The sequence below is a fragment of the Lysinibacillus sp. EB271-A1-10B genome, assembly GCF_058791335.1.
The window spans coordinates 38256-55873 of sequence record NZ_JBYTDL010000005.1 but is presented as its reverse complement, the minus strand read 5'-3'; the positions used below and the strand labels follow the sequence as shown (position 1 = coordinate 55873).

16 protein-coding genes are annotated in these 17618 nt (G+C 36.6%); 15 read left to right on the top strand and 1 reads right to left on the bottom strand.

Annotated features, from left to right (window positions below):
- Window position 1: 1 nt before the first annotated feature.
- The 12 genes from pseC (at window position 2) to prfB (ending at window position 14454) form a co-directional block, all read left to right on the top strand.
- A complete protein-coding gene (gene pseC / locus AC3WSK_RS09160; RefSeq protein ID WP_492411767.1) occupies window positions 2–1144 on the top strand; it encodes a UDP-4-amino-4,6-dideoxy-N-acetyl-beta-L-altrosamine transaminase in 1143 nt (380 codons plus the stop codon).
- A 60-nt stretch (window positions 1145–1204) separates the two neighbouring features.
- On the top strand, window positions 1205–2419 hold the full coding sequence (locus AC3WSK_RS09155; protein ID WP_492411765.1) for a glucose-6-phosphate isomerase: 1215 nt from the start codon (window positions 1205–1207) through the stop codon (window positions 2417–2419).
- 37 nt (window positions 2420–2456) lie between these two features.
- The gene (locus AC3WSK_RS09150) at window positions 2457–4109 is read left to right on the top strand and encodes a phospho-sugar mutase (RefSeq protein WP_492411968.1); all 1653 of its coding nucleotides are present in this window, start codon (window positions 2457–2459) and stop codon (window positions 4107–4109) included.
- A 189-nt stretch (window positions 4110–4298) separates the two neighbouring features.
- Window positions 4299–4685: a flagellar protein FlaG gene (locus AC3WSK_RS09145; protein ID WP_427481804.1), complete on the top strand. Its 387-nt coding sequence runs from the start codon at window positions 4299–4301 to the stop codon at window positions 4683–4685.
- Between the two features lie 23 nt (window positions 4686–4708).
- Window positions 4709–7036, top strand: coding sequence for a flagellar filament capping protein FliD (gene fliD / locus AC3WSK_RS09140; protein ID WP_427481806.1), 2328 nt, complete (start codon window positions 4709–4711; stop codon window positions 7034–7036).
- Between the two features lie 21 nt (window positions 7037–7057).
- Window positions 7058–7417 (top strand): flagellar protein FliT, encoded by a 360-nt coding sequence (gene fliT, locus AC3WSK_RS09135; RefSeq protein WP_427481808.1) that lies wholly within the window; start codon window positions 7058–7060, stop codon window positions 7415–7417.
- 76 nt (window positions 7418–7493) lie between these two features.
- A complete protein-coding gene (gene fliS, locus AC3WSK_RS09130; protein ID WP_427481809.1) occupies window positions 7494–7904 on the top strand; it encodes a flagellar export chaperone FliS in 411 nt (136 codons plus the stop codon).
- Between the two features lie 408 nt (window positions 7905–8312).
- Complete coding sequence (locus AC3WSK_RS09125) at window positions 8313–8696, top strand: PilZ domain-containing protein (protein ID WP_492411761.1); 384 nt, start codon at window positions 8313–8315, stop codon at window positions 8694–8696.
- Between the two features lie 173 nt (window positions 8697–8869).
- On the top strand, window positions 8870–9421 hold the full coding sequence (gene hpf, locus AC3WSK_RS09120; RefSeq protein WP_079559522.1) for a ribosome hibernation-promoting factor, HPF/YfiA family: 552 nt from the start codon (window positions 8870–8872) through the stop codon (window positions 9419–9421).
- A gap of 368 nt (window positions 9422–9789) precedes the next feature.
- On the top strand, window positions 9790–12300 hold the full coding sequence (gene secA, locus AC3WSK_RS09115; protein ID WP_079559523.1) for a preprotein translocase subunit SecA: 2511 nt from the start codon (window positions 9790–9792) through the stop codon (window positions 12298–12300).
- A 348-nt stretch (window positions 12301–12648) separates the two neighbouring features.
- Window positions 12649–13203 carry a competence protein ComK gene (locus AC3WSK_RS09110; protein WP_079559524.1) on the top strand — a complete coding sequence of 185 codons (555 nt, stop codon included), beginning with the start codon at window positions 12649–12651 and terminating at the stop codon, window positions 13201–13203.
- 146 nt (window positions 13204–13349) lie between these two features.
- Window positions 13350–14454, top strand: a protein-coding gene (gene prfB, locus AC3WSK_RS09105; protein ID WP_427413545.1) for a peptide chain release factor 2 whose coding sequence is annotated in 2 segments (ribosomal slippage) — window positions 13350–13424 and window positions 13426–14454 — 1104 coding nt in all. Because the reading frame shifts where the segments join, the coding sequence is not laid out codon by codon here.
- A gap of 86 nt (window positions 14455–14540) precedes the next feature.
- Here the strand turns inward: prfB and AC3WSK_RS09100 are convergent.
- Window positions 14541–15050 carry a competence protein ComK gene (locus AC3WSK_RS09100; RefSeq protein WP_079559526.1) on the bottom strand — a complete coding sequence of 170 codons (510 nt, stop codon included), beginning with the start codon at window positions 15048–15050 and terminating at the stop codon, window positions 14541–14543.
- A 224-nt stretch (window positions 15051–15274) separates the two neighbouring features.
- Here AC3WSK_RS09100 and AC3WSK_RS09095 point away from each other — a divergent pair, with 224 nt between their 5' ends.
- The 3 genes from AC3WSK_RS09095 (at window position 15275) to AC3WSK_RS09085 (ending at window position 17498) form a co-directional block, all read left to right on the top strand.
- On the top strand, window positions 15275–15517 hold the full coding sequence (locus AC3WSK_RS09095; RefSeq protein ID WP_079559527.1) for an IDEAL domain-containing protein: 243 nt from the start codon (window positions 15275–15277) through the stop codon (window positions 15515–15517).
- A 288-nt stretch (window positions 15518–15805) separates the two neighbouring features.
- Window positions 15806–16399: an RNA polymerase sigma factor gene (locus AC3WSK_RS09090; RefSeq protein WP_492411757.1), complete on the top strand. Its 594-nt coding sequence runs from the start codon at window positions 15806–15808 to the stop codon at window positions 16397–16399.
- Window positions 16371–17498 carry a DUF4179 domain-containing protein gene (locus AC3WSK_RS09085; RefSeq protein WP_492411755.1) on the top strand — a complete coding sequence of 376 codons (1128 nt, stop codon included), beginning with the start codon at window positions 16371–16373 and terminating at the stop codon, window positions 17496–17498. The genes AC3WSK_RS09090 and AC3WSK_RS09085 overlap by 29 nt, the downstream gene beginning before the upstream one ends.
- Window positions 17499–17618: the final 120 nt, after the last annotated feature.

The following is a 17618-nucleotide window of genomic DNA, read 5'->3' as shown; positions in this document are numbered from 1 at the left end:
TATGAAAAAATTGCCTGAATTTCTTTCCTATGGTCGTCAATCGATTGATGAAGACGACATACAGATTGTTATAGAAACATTACGCTCACCTTTTTTAACACAAGGACCCAAAATTCAACAGTTTGAGCAGGCAATTGCTGATTATGTTGGCGCTCAATATGCAGTTGCATTTTGTAACGGAACTGCAGCACTTCATGCAGCTTGTTTTGCAGCAGGTATAAGCGAAGGGGATGAGGTAATTACTTCACCCATTACATTTGCAGCAAGTGCTAACTGTGTGCGTTATATGGGAGGAACAGTTGTATTTGCTGATATTGACGCAAGTACTTACAACATTGATCCTAAAGAGATAAGAGAAAAGATTACACCAAATACAAAGGCAATAATTCCGGTTGATTTTTCAGGTCAACCAGCAGATATGGATGCCATTATGGATATCGCACGTGAACACAATCTAGTTGTGATTGAAGACGGTGCTCACTCTCTTGGTGCTGAATATAAAGGGGAAAAAGTTGGTACACAGGCAGATATGACAATGTTTAGCTTCCATCCAGTTAAGCCAATTACGACAGCTGAAGGCGGTATTATTGTAACGAATAATGAGGATTATTATCGTAAATTACAACTATTTCGTAGTCATGGTATTGAACGAACGGACTATTCAGCTGATCAAGGTGGTTGGTATTATGAAATGACTGACCTCGGCTATAATTATCGAATGACTGATTTACAAGCTGCACTTGGCTTATCTCAAATTACTAAAATTGATACGTTTATCCAGCACCGTCGTGAAATTGCAGCCCTTTATACGGAGGCATTTCAAGATATAGAAGGAATTATCGTTCCACAGCAGCTAGAGGAAACTAATTCCGGCTGGCATTTGTATATGCTTCAGCTTGAGGGAATATCTCGGAAGTTTGTATTTGAACAAATGAGATCTTTTAATATAGGAGTTCATGTACATTATATTCCTGTCTATTGGCATCCATATTATCAGGAACTGGGTTATGAACGTGGAATATGCCCAATTGCTGAAAAGTGGTACGAAAAAGCTTTAACGTTACCAATTCATCCAAATATGACAGTTGAAGATATATCAATAATTGTGTCGAATATTAAAGAATTACTAAAACAGCCGAAATAAGTAGTACAACACACAGCTTGCTCTTAAAAGAGTAAGCTGTTTTTAACAGGAGTTGACGATATGATTAATTTTCATCCACTAGCTAATATTCCTAAAATGAAAATTTCAGAAAATCCTAGCATGCAGCATTATAATCCTGTTACTATGCAAGAGCTTTTTACGATTCAAAATGTTGCAAATCAGATAAATTCAAGAGCACAAATTTTTCTAGTTATTGGTGTAGGTGGTTCTTTTCTTGGTGCACGTGCGGTGATTGATGCTCTAACTCCTTATTTCCATACTAATAACGGTGTTGAAATTTTATATGCTGGAAATAATATGAGTGGTGCCTATTTAAAGCAGCTATTATCTTATTTAGATACGAAGGACGTTTATGTCAATGTTATTTCAAAGTCTGGTTCAACGATGGAGCCTGCGCTTGCCTTTCGAGTTGTAAAAAAATATATGGAACGACGATATGGTAAGGAGACACGTAAAAGAATAATTGTTACTACTGATGCTGAAAAAGGAATCTTAAAGCAAATTGCAAAAAAAGAAGGATATCGCCAGTTTACTGTTCCGTTTGAAGTTGGAGGACGTTATTCTGTCTTTACGCCTGTAGGTTTATTACCAATTGCTGTTGCAGGTATTGATATAGAAGCTTTTGTTCGTGGCGGAAGACAAGCGGAATTAGATTTTTCTAGTGAATCGAATAGTGCAGTCGATTATGCTAGTAATCGTTATGCATTATATAAACAAGGTTATTCAGTTGAACTGCTTGCCTCGTTTGAGCCAAGACTTAATAAATTGCATGAATGGTGGAAACAGCTATTTGGAGAAAGTGAAGGGAAAGAGCATAAAGGGCTATATCCTTCAACCGTGAACTATTCGACAGATTTACACGCTATTGGACAGTTTATTCAAGATGGTAGTCGTATAATGTTTGAAACACTTATTCACTTTGATAATATCGAAGAAGATATTGAAATCCCTTTTTCTGCTGAAAATATAGATGATCTGAATTATTTAGCTGGTCTATCAATGAATGAGGTAAATGCAACATCAAAAGATGGGGTAGCACTCGCACATGAAGAAGGTGGCGTACCTGTTATTCGTATAGAATTGCCAAAGTTAGATGCATATCATGTTGGATATTTGATGATGTTCTTTATGAAAGCGTGTGTTATCAGTGCTAACTTACTTGAGGTGAATCCATTTGATCAGCCTGGTGTAGAAGCATATAAAAAGAAAATGTTAGAGTTGTTAAAGGAAGATGTGGTGAAGGTTCGTGCATAGAGAGTTGTATGAGTTATGGCGACAAAAAGCGAGTAGTATGTATCAAGATGAACTCTTGGAAATTGCTAATAAAAAACAAGCGATAGAAGATCAATTCTATCAGTTAGTTCCTTTCGGTACGGGTGGAATGCGTGGGAGGTTAGGCGCCGGCACGAATCGTATCAATGTTCATACCATTCGTTTAGTAGCTGAAGGATTAGCTCGTCAAATTGAATGTCAGGGAGAAGCGGCGAAAATAAGTGGTGTCGTTATTGCGTATGATACACGACATTTTTCACAGGAGTTTGCTTATGAAACAGCAGGAGTTCTGGCTGCGCATGGTATACAAAGTTATGTATTTAGTGAAAGTAGACCAACTCCTGAATTAAGTTTTGCTATTCGATATTTAGCGGCTTATGCCGGAGTAGTTATTACAGCAAGTCATAATCCTAAAGAATATAATGGTTTTAAAGTATATGGACAAGATGGAGCACAGTTAACACCTCAATTTGCCGATGAAGTCTCTGAACATATGAAAAGTGTAGAAGATATTTTTAAAATTCATTCTCTCACAAAAGATGAATTATTAACATCGGGTTATTGCATTGAGATGCTAGAAAAATTGGATGATGCGTATAATGCTGCTCTAAAAACACTTGTTCAAGCTAATGGTAAAAAGGATATAAACATAGTCTATACTCCTTTGCATGGTGCAGGTCTTGTGCCGACAAAGCGTGCTTTAAAAGAGGCAGGCTTTACAAATGTACATATTGTTAACGAACAAGCTATTCAAGATGGCGATTTTCCAACAGTGTTGTATCCAAATCCAGAAGAAACTCTTACTTTTCAAATGGGGGTTGCTTTAGGGAAGGAAGTTGAAGCTGAATTAATACTAGCTACAGATCCAGATGCTGATCGTCTTGGTGTAGCGATACTTAATGAAGACCAGTATCAACTTTTGACAGGGAACCAACTTGGAGCTTTATTGTTAAACTATATACTTTCTACAATGCAAAGAGTAGGAACTTTACCTTCGAATGGGGCGATGTTAAAAACTATTGTAACCTCAGAGTTAGGGACAGCAATTGCAGATAGTTTTAACATACAAACAATAAATACACTTACAGGTTTTAAGTATATTGCTGAGAAAATTGAGGAATTTGAGACTACTGGTGAGCATTCATTTTTATTTGGTTATGAAGAAAGCTATGGATATTTAGCAAGGAATTTTGTAAGAGATAAAGATGCAGTACAAATTGCGCTCTTAACTTCAGAAATGGCTTCTTATTACAAAGAACAAAATTTAACACTTTTAGATGTACTGAACTCCCTTTACCAACAACATGGATACTATCAAGAAAAATTGTTGTCATTTACATATGAGGGGATGGAGGGACAGAAACGCATAACCAATATTATGGAGCAATTTAGAAACAAAAAACTTGCCGAAATTGCTGGAATAAAAGTTATAGCAACAGAAGATTACAAAGTTGGTTTCACATATCTTGCAAACGGTGAGAAACAAGCATTATCTTTACCAAAAACGGATGTTCTCAAATATAGATTACAAGATGGTTCATGGATTTGTATTCGACCTTCTGGAACAGAACCAAAATGTAAGATTTACATTGGAGTACGAAAGGATAGCGAAACAAAAGCATTTGAAACCATGATTGATATAGAAGAGTATATGCAAAAAATGATTAATTAAAAGTTTAAAAAGACCTCGAAATCACATGGCACATTGTGTGATTTCGAGGTTTTTTAACTATAGCTTGTCTAAAAATGAAATGAAGACTTAACAAGTTACTAAGCATTTGTTTACCAAAAAACGTGAAACTATACAAAATGCTTCCGATAATAATGGTAAGCAATTGAAAAGTTTAGGAGGTTGAGTTTCATGCGTATTGCATCCCAAGGGCAGTCAAATGATACGATTACTGCACCAACTAATACAAAAGCAATGAATGTACAGGAAAATATAACGCCTAATGTTTCAAAAGTAACCGACTCTCAACAAGTAGTAGAAAAAGCAACTACTGTTGGAGAAGAACAGGAAATTTCAAAAGAAAAACTACAACAAGCTGTAGATGTTGTAAATGAATTTTTGGAAATAAATCACAGTTCCTCGAAGTTTGTTTATCATGATGGCTTGGAACGCTATTATGTGACGATAGTGAATCGTGATACTGAGGAAGTTGTTAAGGAAATTCCACCTAAAAAATTATTAGATGCTTTCTATGAAATGCAAAAAATGGTTGGAATGATTGTAGACGAGAAAATTTAAACGGAAATTGGGAGGAAATAAACATGGTAATGAGAATGGGCGGATTAGCGTCAGGGATGGATATTGATAGTCTTGTAGAGAAACTGATGCAGGCAGAAAGAGTGCCTTTGGATAAAACTTATCAAAAAAAGCAAACGTTCGAATGGCAACGGGATGCTTACCGCGATGTTAATAAAACAACCCAGAAATTTAATCAGTTTTTAAAGGATAGTATGCGGTTACAAAGTAGCATGATGAAAAAGACAGCTACATCTTCCAATGAAAACTTAGCCACTGTAAAGGCAACAAGTACAGCTAATGGAACGCTCAATATAGAAAGTGTTACACAATTAGCTACATCAACTCAAATGATTGGTAGTCAGACAGGGTACACTGGAACAACAAAATTGTCTGCTTTAGTAGGAGAATCCGTTAAGTCAGTAGAGATTCAAGCTATTGATAAAAATGGAAATTTAGCAGAAAAGGCAACGACAATTACCTTCGACCCAACAAATGATACAGTTGATGATTTAGTGAAAAAAATCAATCAAAGCAATGCAGGTGTTACAGCACTATTCGAAAATGGACAGTTATCACTAACTGCAAATAATTCTGGTAGTGTAAAAAGTGGTAACGGCGAAATTGTATTTGGACAAGGGAAAGAATTGTTCGATGCATTAGGTATGGATAATGCGACAACAAATTCAGGTAAAAATGCAATCTTTAAAGTAAATGGCATTTCAATGGAGCGTTCATCAAATACTTTTACAATCTCTGGTTTTGAGGTATCACTGAAGTCAACTTTCAATGCAAAGTCAGGTGCAGCTGATCGCTTGGCAGCAGCACAAGTAGAATTAAATAATGCACAGGCTGCTCTACCTGGCTTAGAAGCAGAAAGAGACAGTAAGCGTATTGCATATGAAAGCTATCGAGATAATACGTATAAAAATGCATATAAGAATACTTTTGGGGAAAATAATTTAACAGCTGATCAACAGGAAAAATTTGATAAACTTTCAAATGTAGGGAAGGTTGCGCTCCTAAACTCTGGAGATTTGTCTGACCTACAATCTTTGAACATTGATTACACAGATGCAGATAGTATTAAATCATCTATTAATAATTCCAGCTTAACAGATGAACAAAAAGCAAAATTATTAAGACTATCATCCGATGATTTACAGGCATTACAAAGCCCGGATGGTGCAGATATACTTGAACGTGCACATCAAGTTGATTTTGAAAATTCATATAAAACTCTTGATAAGAAATTTTTAAATGACCTAACAACTGATGATATTGCTTTCTTATCCGAAATTAAAGGAAAAACAGGAAGTGAAATTGAACAAATTTTAGCAGGAAAAGATGACGCTATTAAAGATAAATTCGGCAAGATGGATTCAATGGATTTAAATAAATTAGCTGATTTAAGTGGTTCCTTAGAAGATTTTCAACAGTTTAGTGCCATTGAGAAAACAAATAACGAAAATGCAGCTGCATATAAAACAGCTGAAAACAATGCAGTGGCGGGTCAAAAACGTCTAGATGAAGCACAAAAATCTTATGATAATGCAAAAGCAGCATCGGATAGCGTGGCAAATGATACTTCTCCAGCTGTAGCGGCTGTAAATCTTACATCAACGACTGATACCAAAAGTATAAAAGACTCTATTCAAGAGTTTGTTAAAAATTACAATGAGATGGTAGATTCGCTAAATAGTTCATTAAAAGAGAAGAAATATCGTGACTATCCAGCACTAACAAGTGAACAACGTAAAGATATGTCTGAAAACGAACAAAAGCTTTGGGATGAAAAAGCAAAAAGTGGTTTATTACGTAGCGATTCCTTAATTCGAGATGGCTTAGCTAAAATCCGTACGCAGTTTATGTCATCGGTAAACGGACTTGGGGACGACACAATAGATTCATTAGCTGAAATTGGCATTACAACATCTGATAAATTATCGGATGGTGGAAAACTGAAAATTAATGATGCTAAACTGGATAAAGCATTAGCTAAAGACCCTGATCAAGTTGTTCAAATGTTTACTAATACAGGAAGTGTAACTACGACAACTGATGAAAATGGTAGAAAAGTTACAAAAGATTCACGTGGTATTTCACAACGTTTAACTGCTGAAATTGAAACACTTCAAAAGAATATTGAAAAAAAGGCTGGTAGAGAAGGAGCAACAGATCACACATATAGTTTAGGTAAGAAAATTGTTGAATCTGATGATCGCATTACTAAATTACAAGCAAAGTTAAAAGATATCGAAGCTCGATACTGGAAACAATTCACAGCCATGGAGAAAGCAATCAATAAAGCAAACCAGCAATCAAGTATGTTTATGCAAGGTGCAGGCTTCTAATTAGCAAGGTAGGAGAAAATTATGCAACTAATAAATCAACTATTACAGGTATCAGCTAATTTATTTAAGCTTTTGGGTGATATTCCAAATGGTGAAGAGCGCGATGAATATATTGATAATATTAACAGTATGTTAGACAAGCGTGGAAAGATTATTGAAGATTTAGTTCAAGAAGGCTTTAAATTCGATGAACAGAATCGAATTCATCGAACGTTACTGGAATTAGATAACGGGATAAAAGAACGATTGGCTGCTGTTATGGGCGCCGTAAAACAGGATATGGCAAACTTACAGAAAACGAAGAAAAGTGAAGAGCAATACTTCAATCCATATTCGAATGTTCGTGTGATGGATGGGATGTATTATGACAAAAAGAATTAACATTCACCTATTAGCTTTTCTTCATATTATGGTTTAAACTAGTAATTAAGTAACCTTTCAAAGGAGTTGTCTTTTATTGGCAGCAAATTTAACAGCACAAAATGCGTATAAACAAAATAGTGTTACCACTGCTTCCCCTGGTGAGCTGACGTTAATGCTTTATAATGGATGTTTAAAGTTCTTGCACAAAGCTAAGCTAGCAATTCAAGAAAAGAATATCCAAGAAAAAAATACTAATCTTATCAAAGCACAGGCGATTATTAGCGAGCTGATGTCGACTTTGAATATGGATATCGAAGTGTCAAAAAATATGTTTGCCCTTTATGAATATATCAACCGTCGCTTAGTCGAGGCAAACATTCAAAGTGATGTCACTATTATTGAAGAAGTTGAGGGATTAGTGACGGAATTCCGTGATACATGGAAGGAAGTAATTCGCATTAATCGACAGCAGCAATTCGGTCAGGGTAACGCTGGACAAATTTAGACAACATAGAGGCCATCAATTCATGATGGTCTCTTTTCTTTTCGAGAAAAGCGAGAAATGACATTTACATCATCGTATAAAAGGGAACGTTTAACTTATTTCAGCAGGTGTCAAAACACCCACTGAAATAGAGGAACTCAGTCTAAGAACGCCACGTCCTGTGGCAACGACTGAGTGACCAACATCACGTTGGCCCAAAGCCTCCGGCGGATGTCACGGAATCGGAAAGGAATGCTTTGTGCTAGCACAAAGCCGCTTCCGGACGCAATTATGCCGAGGCATAATTGATTTACTCATAAAATAGGACTTTATTCAGTAAAATATGTTACTTATTCCCTCTGGATGTAAAACATGCACCGTGCCATAATCAAGCTAAATAGATGTTTAGAATAGTATTGAGGTGGGAAAATGATATTTAAGCGCCAAGAAGGCTTTCGATTTAAATTCGAGGAGCCTGTTCAAATGACTTTTGCGATATACGAGAATGGTAGAGACAATCAAGCACAAACGGCAATGGCTGATTTGCTTGATATAAGTCCACGAGGGTTAAAGATGTTTACTGAGGTGGATTTAGGTGTTAATCCTCGTCCTTTGGATTTACGCTTTATTCTGGATACAAGAGAGGTACGAGCTTATGGAGAAGTCATTTGGAGCCGTCCTTTTGGTACTGGTAAGCAGTATGGTGTGAATTTCAATGATCAAGAATCGGTTGAAGATTTGATTGTCGAAGAGTTGAAGTTGCGCCGAAGAAAAGAAGCGGATGAGGCAAAACTAAATAATATTCATTTATAAAGTGAAACATTCATCAGTGAGAGATTTTGTTCATCAATCACCTAGCTTCGTTGCTTTTACAGATACTGCTCATGCAGGAAAAAATTTTTTTTTGAAAAAAAGAATTATTTTAGAGGAATTTCGCACACTTGTGTAGAAATATAAAGTATAGCAGTTATAAAGGAGGAGTTTACATGTTAAACTTTAACATTCGTGGTGAAAATATTGAGGTAACTCCAGCTATTCGAGAATATGTTGAGAACAAAGTCGAGAAAGTTGAACGTTATTTTAACGAAGATGTTAACGCCAACGCTAACGTAAATTTAAAGGTTTATAATGACAAGCAAACTAAAGTGGAAGTTACAATTCCGATGAAGAACTTAACTCTTCGTGCAGAAGAGCGTCATACAGATATGTATGCTGCGATTGATTTGATCGTTGATAAATTAGAACGTCAAATCCGTAAGCATAAAACGAAAGTAAACCGTAAATTCCGTGAGCGTGAAGGTACAGGCCTTTATTTTGCTACTTCTCAAGCAGCCGCTGATGCAGTGACAGAGGAAGATGAATACTCAATTGTTCGTACAAAGCAATTTGATTTAAAACCGATGGATCAAGAAGAAGCTGTTTTACAAATGAATATGCTAGGGCATGATTTCTATATCTTTACAGATGCGGAATCAAACGGCACAAATATTGTCTATAAACGTAAAGACGGTAAATACGGCTTAATTGAAACAACTTAATCTTAAACATGTTCAAGGGCTCTCGCCATAGCGGGAGCCTTTTTTATCTTCATTCAGTAGAACATTCTTATCTCAATAGGTGGTGGAATGATTGCAGGTATATCTTTTCTCCAAACGCCTACTGAATAAAGATAAACCTCTGGCAGATGTCACAGATTTCGAAAGGAGTCAATATAAGGATGTTAGCCTAAAACCGTCGCTTCATGCGACAACGGCTAACTGACCTGCGTAGTGCAGGCCTTAGCACAATTCAAAATCCGGACGCAATTACGCCAAGGATTTCTTTTTATGCTAGGGACTCTGTTTGCATGAATCTGTTATACAATGGTAAAATGAAAGTTGAGACTATATAGGAAGTGAAAAAATTCATGGTAAACCTATTAAATAAATTATTTGATTTCAATAAACGTGAACTAAAAAAATTAGAAAAAATCGCTGACCAGGTTGAGGGATTCGCTTCTCAAATGGAACAGCTTTCAGATGATCAATTACAAGCGAAAACAGAAGAATTTAAAAAACGCTTTGCCGACGGAGAGCCTTTAGAGTCGATTCGTGCGGAAGCTTTTGCGGTTTGTCGTGAAGCATCAAAGCGTGTGTTAGAGATGTACCCATTCCGTGTGCAAATTATGGGTGCTGCGGCATTAGATGAAGGTAATATTGCGGAAATGAAAACTGGTGAAGGTAAAACGTTAACGGCTACGATGGCTGTTTACTTGAATGCCATTACTGGTAAAGGCGTACATGTTGTAACAGTCAATGAATATTTAGCGGGTCGTGATGCTGAGGAAATGGGACATCTATATAATTTCTTAGGCTTAACGGTTGGTTTAAATTTGAACAGCCTGTCAAAAGAAGAAAAACGTGCTGCTTATGAAGCTGATATTACGTATAGTACGAACAATGAGTTAGGCTTTGACTATTTACGTGATAATATGGTGCTTTATAAAGAAGAACGTGTACAACGTCCGCTACATTTTGCGGTAATCGATGAGGTTGACTCAATTTTAATTGATGAAGCGCGTACGCCATTAATTATTTCGGGTCAGGCTGGGAAATCGGCGCAGCTTTATAAACAGTCTAATGCGTTTGTTCGTATGTTAAGTGCGGAAACGGATTACACATATGAAGAGTCGACAAAGGGTGTTACGTTGACAGATGCTGGTGTTGAAAAGGCAGAGAAAGCATTTGGCATTGATAACCTATTTGATTTAACGCATGTACGTTTAAACCATGCGATTAACCAATCGTTAAAGGCACATGTAAGTATGCATAATGATATTGATTATGTTGTACAAGAGGGCGAAATCATTATTGTTGACGGCTTTACTGGTCGTTTAATGAAAGGTCGTCGCTACTCAGATGGGCTGCATCAGGCAATCGAGGCCAAAGAGGGCGTAGAGATTCAAAATGAATCGATGACGATGGCGACAATTACATTCCAAAACTATTTCCGTATGTATCAAAAGCTTTCAGGTATGACAGGTACAGCGAAAACAGAGGAAGAAGAATTCCGTAATATTTATAATATGAGTGTTGTGGCGATTCCAACGAATAAGCCAATTGCTCGTGATGACCGTCCTGACTTAATTTTTGCTTCTATGGAAGGAAAATATAAAGCGGTGGCGGCAGATATTGCAGAGCGCCATAAAGCTGGACAACCAGTTCTTGTCGGTACTGTTGCTATTGAAACATCTGAAATTATTTCGGATTTGTTGAATAAACATAAAATCCCACATAACGTTTTAAACGCGAAGAACCATGAGCGTGAAGCAGAAATTATTGCGAATGCTGGTACGAAGGGTGCCGTAACGATCGCTACGAACATGGCTGGTCGTGGTACAGACATTAAGCCTGGAGAAGGTGTAATGGAGATTGGCGGTCTAGCGGTAATTGGTACGGAGCGTCATGAATCTCGTCGTATCGATAATCAGCTACGTGGTCGTTCTGGTCGTCAAGGGAATCCAGGGGTTACTCAATTCTATCTGTCACTAGAAGATGAATTAATGCGTCGTTTCGGCTCTGATAATATGAAATCCATGATGATGAAATTAGGGATGGATGATTCACAGCCACTTCAATCTAAAGTTGTTTCAAGAGCGGTAGAATCGGCTCAAAAACGTGTTGAAGGTAATAACTTCGATTCTCGTAAACGTTTATTACAATATGATGATGTGCTACGTCAGCAACGTGAGATTATTTATCAAGAGCGTTACGACGTATTAGAAACAGAAAATATGCGCGTGCTTGTTGAGTCGATGATTCAAGAAACAATCGATGACATTGTCGCAGTATATACGCAAGGTGAGCAGAAGGATTGGAACTTAAAAGCGATTGATGACTTTGTCGCTGCAAACCTATTGGATGAAGGCGTTCTGAAGATGGAAGATTTCCAAGGTAAATCTGTAGAAGAGATTAACCAGCTAATTTCGAACACTGTCCAAGCACGTTATGATGAAAAAGAAGAACAGCTTACATCAGAGCGTATGCGTGAATTTGAAAAAGTTATCTTATTACGTTCAATTGATACGAAGTGGATTGATCATATTGATGCTATGGATCAGCTACGTCAAGGTATCCACCTTCGTGCATATGGTCAAAATGACCCTCTTCGTGAGTATCAACAAGAAGGCTTTGCTATGTTTGAGGATATGGTTGCTTCCATTCGCGAAGATGTAGCAAAATATGCGATGAAGGCAGAGATCCATAATAATTTAGAGCGTGAGGAAGTTGCAAAAGGTCAAGCTGTTAATCCGAAAGAGGATGGCGGTTCAGCTCCGAAAAAGCAACCTGTCCGTAAGGCTGAAAATGTTGGGCGTAATGATTTATGTCCATGTGGAAGCGGTAAGAAATTTAAAAACTGCCATGGTGCAGGTCAATAACATTATAATGACGGAAAAGACCATTTTAACGATAAGTTAAAATGGTCTTTTTTCTATGTTTAGGATATTTTCACGATTTAATGCAATGAAATATCTAAAAATTCAGAAAAAGGTACATAATACTACAACAATAGGTAAATAGTTCAATGAAAAGGGTAATGTTTATAACTTTTTTCTGATTTATTATGAATATAAGTTTATAGTCTGAAAGTTGTGATAAATGACAGAGGAGGTGATTGATATGTGGAGATAAAAAATCCTCGAGAACAGCAGTCCGCGGAAGACCTTCTCGAGGAAATGCATTGGGGTATACCAATATATTTCTAAAAAAATAAAGGAGGGTTAACAATGCAGTATGATGACATTATGAGTAGCGAAACGATGCTGTATAAGCCGGAGTATGATGCCTTGGGAAACTTGTGCACACGCGTAATTGAAAGGGATAACGAATATATTTCAAAATTAGCGCCGACAAAATTAATGGATTATAATCTACGATATTTTGGTTCAAGTTTAAGAGGGGCTCTCGATGGATCGAGAATGATACTAGGAAAGTTGAATAAAAATCCAATAGTTGTTCATGAACGAAGTAATATTGTATGGTTTCCAAGTAAGTCTTATATAAGACCTGAATGTCAATGGTTTGCTGTCCATCATATCCTGGACTATCAAGCTATGGATAAAAAGAATACAAAAGTAATTTTTATGAACGGCTATGAAATTACTGTGGATCTAAGTTTCAGATCATTTGAATACAGAATTCAAAGAGCGTATTTACTAAAATATAAACTGGAAAAACGAACTAAGCTATTAGTTCAATATGATCAAGGCAGAGTATTCCCGCGAATGACGAACAACGTTATCTTTGACGATGATAAAGATAGAAACAAAACAGTGTTGTAAAAAAGTATGTTTTCCTTCGTAAAAACGTTATAATGAAGTGATACGGGGCTTGAAAGAAATGAGGGAGAAGTATTTTAAATTCATTTCTTAACCTGTTTTTAAGCTTTTAAAACCAGCCCCATTAAAAATGTTCGGAGGATTTAACAATGATTGAATTAGCAGATGTACGTAACGCGTTAGACACTTCAGCCAAAAAATTGGCGGACTTTAGGGGGTCTCTTTGACTTAGAAAACAAAGAGGCACGCATGCAGGAATTAGATGAAATGATGCTTGAGCCAGGCTTCTGGGATGACCAGCAAGGTGCACAGGTAATCATTAATGAGAGCAATGGCTTAAAGGCAATTGTTAATGAATATAAAGATTTAGTGGAAACACACGAGAACCTAGATATGACGCTAGAGCTATTGCAAGAAGAGCCTGATGAAGAATTGCAGGAGGAGCTAGGCAATGAATTAGTAGAATTCCAGCAAAAAATGGGCGATTTTGAGCTGCAATTACTATTAAGTGGCCCTTATGATCAAAACAATGCGATTTTAGAGCTGCACCCAGGAGCAGGTGGTACGGAATCTCAGGATTGGGGCTCAATGCTACTTCGTATGTACACACGCTGGGCTGAGAAACGTGGCTTTAAAGTGGAAACAGTTGATTATCTTCCTGGAGATGAAGCAGGTATTAAATCTGTAACATTGTCCATTAAGGGTCATAATGCTTACGGCTATTTACAAGCAGAAAAAGGTGTTCATCGTTTAGTACGTATTTCACCGTTTGACTCTTCGGGTCGTCGTCATACATCATTCGTTTCTTGCGATGTTATGCCTGAATTCGATGATAATATTGAAATTGATATTCGCACAGAGGATTTAAAAATTGATACGTATCGTGCAACAGGAGCAGGTGGTCAGCATATTAATACGACAGATTCAGCTGTTCGTATTACGCATACTCCTACTGGTACTGTCGTACAATGTCAGGCAGAACGTTCACAAATTAAAAACCGTGAAAAAGCTATGACGATGTTAAAAGGGAAGCTTTATCAATTAGAGATTGAAAAGCAGCAAGCACAGCTAGATGAAATCCGTGGCGAACAGAAGGAAATCGGCTGGGGTTCACAAATTCGTTCATACGTATTCCATCCTTACTCAATGGTGAAGGATCATCGTACAAATGAAGAAACAGGTAATGTAGGAGCGGTGATGGATGGCGATTTAGATCCATTCATTAACGCATACTTACGTTCAAAAATCGGGTAATGAAGTCCCCTCAGAGGCACAGTAACATTGTGCTTTTGAGGGGTTTTTATTTTCACTACAATTACACCAAAGCGAAATTCATTGCTTTAAAAAGGTGGGTGATTCGGGGTGTCCTGACTAATCTGCTTGCGCTCATTCATGTAATGCTTATATAACATCGATGCATTGACAAATTGCTTGCTAATCGAAGCATATTGAATGGGTAATTCAATTTGTTTATCGTTTTTCAGTGTGACGATACAGCCCGTTTTACTCGGTACAATATTCGAAATGGCGTGAAGTCCAATCCAGATGTTGTGGACAGAGTTTGGCGAATAGATTGGTAGAAAAATACACGGATAACCATAATCATAAGCAACAACGATTGGAAGCTTATGTTGATTGCCGAAGAAGCGTTTAGCGGAATGCTTCGCTGCTTCATAGGTTGTACCTAGTGAAATACAAGATTTCCGTAATATATGCATTGGCCTCCGTGTAACAATAAGTTCATTATGCTTATCGATTACCCGAGTGAAAATTTTAGAGTCGTACTGAACTGGCTGAAGTAAATAGGTGTTAAAAGAAAGTAAATATCCATTGACGTAGTTTGCTGACATCTATGTAAGCCTCCTTTTCTATTTCTTCTTGAAGTGTATAACACAAAAATAAATTCAGAAAATATAGATAAAAGAAGGAAGTTCGTGCTATTTCAAGCAATTGCTTAGAAAAATTGCTTAAAATAGCACGAGATTAATAGTAAATCGAAGTGATTTTCAGTTCTAAAGCATTGCATTTTAATTTCAATTTTCTTATAATTTAGAAAAGGATCGAGGTGAGATCGTTGGATAAATATTATTCGTATACAGATTTTCTAAAAGCCGTTGGTCAGACAAAGAAAGTTGATGAGGCAGAGAAATTATTAAACGAGATTTATTTAGATTTATTTTTAAATCATATCCAGCGTAAGCATCGTGAAGAGCAGCTCATGGTTCTGATAGATAGAGCACTCGATGACAAAGATGAAAATGCATTTCATCTATACGCAACCGAACTAGTAGCTTTACACCAAGATACAACTGAATAATATGACGAGCCCGCTCTCTGATATTGGAGGGTGGGATTTTTTTGTGATTTTATTTGTAAAATTGATGAGTGGATACCTTGAATTCGTTAGGAGTGTAGAGTATGTAGAAGGCTCAGAGAAGAAAAGAAGACATTTTGGAGTCTCTTTTGCCAGGATTCTATACACCGTTAAAGAAGTAAAGCATCCCAAGTTGTGTCTCTCTTTTTTTATTTTTCCCGAAAAGTTTTTTTATAGTGTCACAAATCCCCATTAATTTCAGTTATATAGGTTAGAAAGGAGGGGAGAGATTTGACTGTACTGAATAACTCCAAGGAAAAAGCCGATTTAGATATAAAATCTATCGTGGAACAAGTTCAAACAGGCAATATTCATGCCTATACAGAAATAATTCGTTGTTTTCAAAAGCCAATCTATATTTACTGCTACTATCTTTTAGGAAATAAAGAAGAAGCTGAGGATGCTTCACAAGATATTTTTATAAAGGGATTAGAGAATATTAGTCATTTTTCTTATACTGTTTCTTTCTCAGCATGGCTTTATAAGATTGCTCATCATCACTGTATTGATTTAATAAAAAAGAAAAATAAAGGTTTTAAATTTTGGACAAGTTTTAAGAAAGATCATGCGTACAAGCACACTCATGAACAAGGATTTCAATATGACGATATCATTCATGAGTTATTAGAACAGTTACATATGGACGAAAGAAGGATTCTGCTACTTCGGTCAATAGAGGATTATAGCTTCGACGAAATTGCTTCTATTATGGAACTTAAGCCAACTACTGTTCGAAAAAAATATGAACGATTACGTAAAAAATTGTTGAAAAAGAATAAGTTAGGAGGGGAAAGTTATGAACACTCGTTCAAAACAGGAGGATAAAGCGTTAGATCAGTTAGAAAGATTAATCCGAGAAACCCCAATGGAAGTTGATTTAGTTAATCGTACAATGAACAAATTCGAAAGTACTCGTTATACAAAGCAGCCAGAAAGCTTTAGAACTTCTAAGAACAAGCGTCAAAAAGTAATGATGATTACGGCCTCTGCAGCAATGATTTTTAGTCTTATATTTATTTCTAGTTTAGTTTCACCAACTTTGGCTGCAACGATCAAACAAGTTCCCGTGCTTTCTTCTATTTTCAAACTCGCTGGTGATCTTGGCCTGCAAACTGCTGATGAGAAAGGGCTCTCAACGAAACTTAATACAAGTGCTACTCATGATGATTTTACATTAAATGTATCAGAAGTAGTGTATGACGGTACACGCGTTTCAATAGCTATTGAACGCCCTCATAAAGAAGATGAGAAAGAAACGTTAATGGAACGTATCAATAATATCGAATTGCTCATTAATGATGCTCCTGTTGAATCCTTTGCTCCGGATAAATCTATTGGAATTGTTACGAAGCCAGGTAAAGATAATGATTCTGCTATTATTGAGTTTTCTGATTTGAGAAACCAGGGAGGAAGTCCTTTCCCAGAACAGTTTGATTTAACAGTATCGGCTACAATAGATGGCATACAGGATCCTTTCAAAATTGATATTCCTGTGAATAAAATCGAAAACTATCTGACTTTACAACCTAATGTAAGTCGAGAATACAAAAATATTCATTTTAGTGTTGAAAAAGTCGAATTTACACCAATAACGACAGGATTAACTACACGAGTTGTTTTAACTGACAACTCAATTTTCACGCTACCTTTACTAACGATGGGTGTAGATATTTTTGATGATCAAGGCCATAAACTTAAATTAATTGGCGGAAATGGTTGGAATGCTACAGATGGAAACATTCATATCTCTGATCTTAGATTCCAGCCATTTGAATCTATTCCCAAAACATTAACTCTTAAGCCATATATACACCTCTTTGATGAAAATGAAATGGGAGCATTTCAAATGGATGAAAATGGTGAGCCAAAGATTCAATATATTCCTGAGTTAGAGGTTACGCTCCCTATTAATTCACAAAAATAAAAAAGTAGAGAAAGTGAGGCAAATCTCACTTTCTCTACTTTTTAGTATTTCAAACTATTTACTTAAAAATATAATTTTCCAACCGAGCCGATTAGTTTTACTGGTAACCCGAGCAGTAAT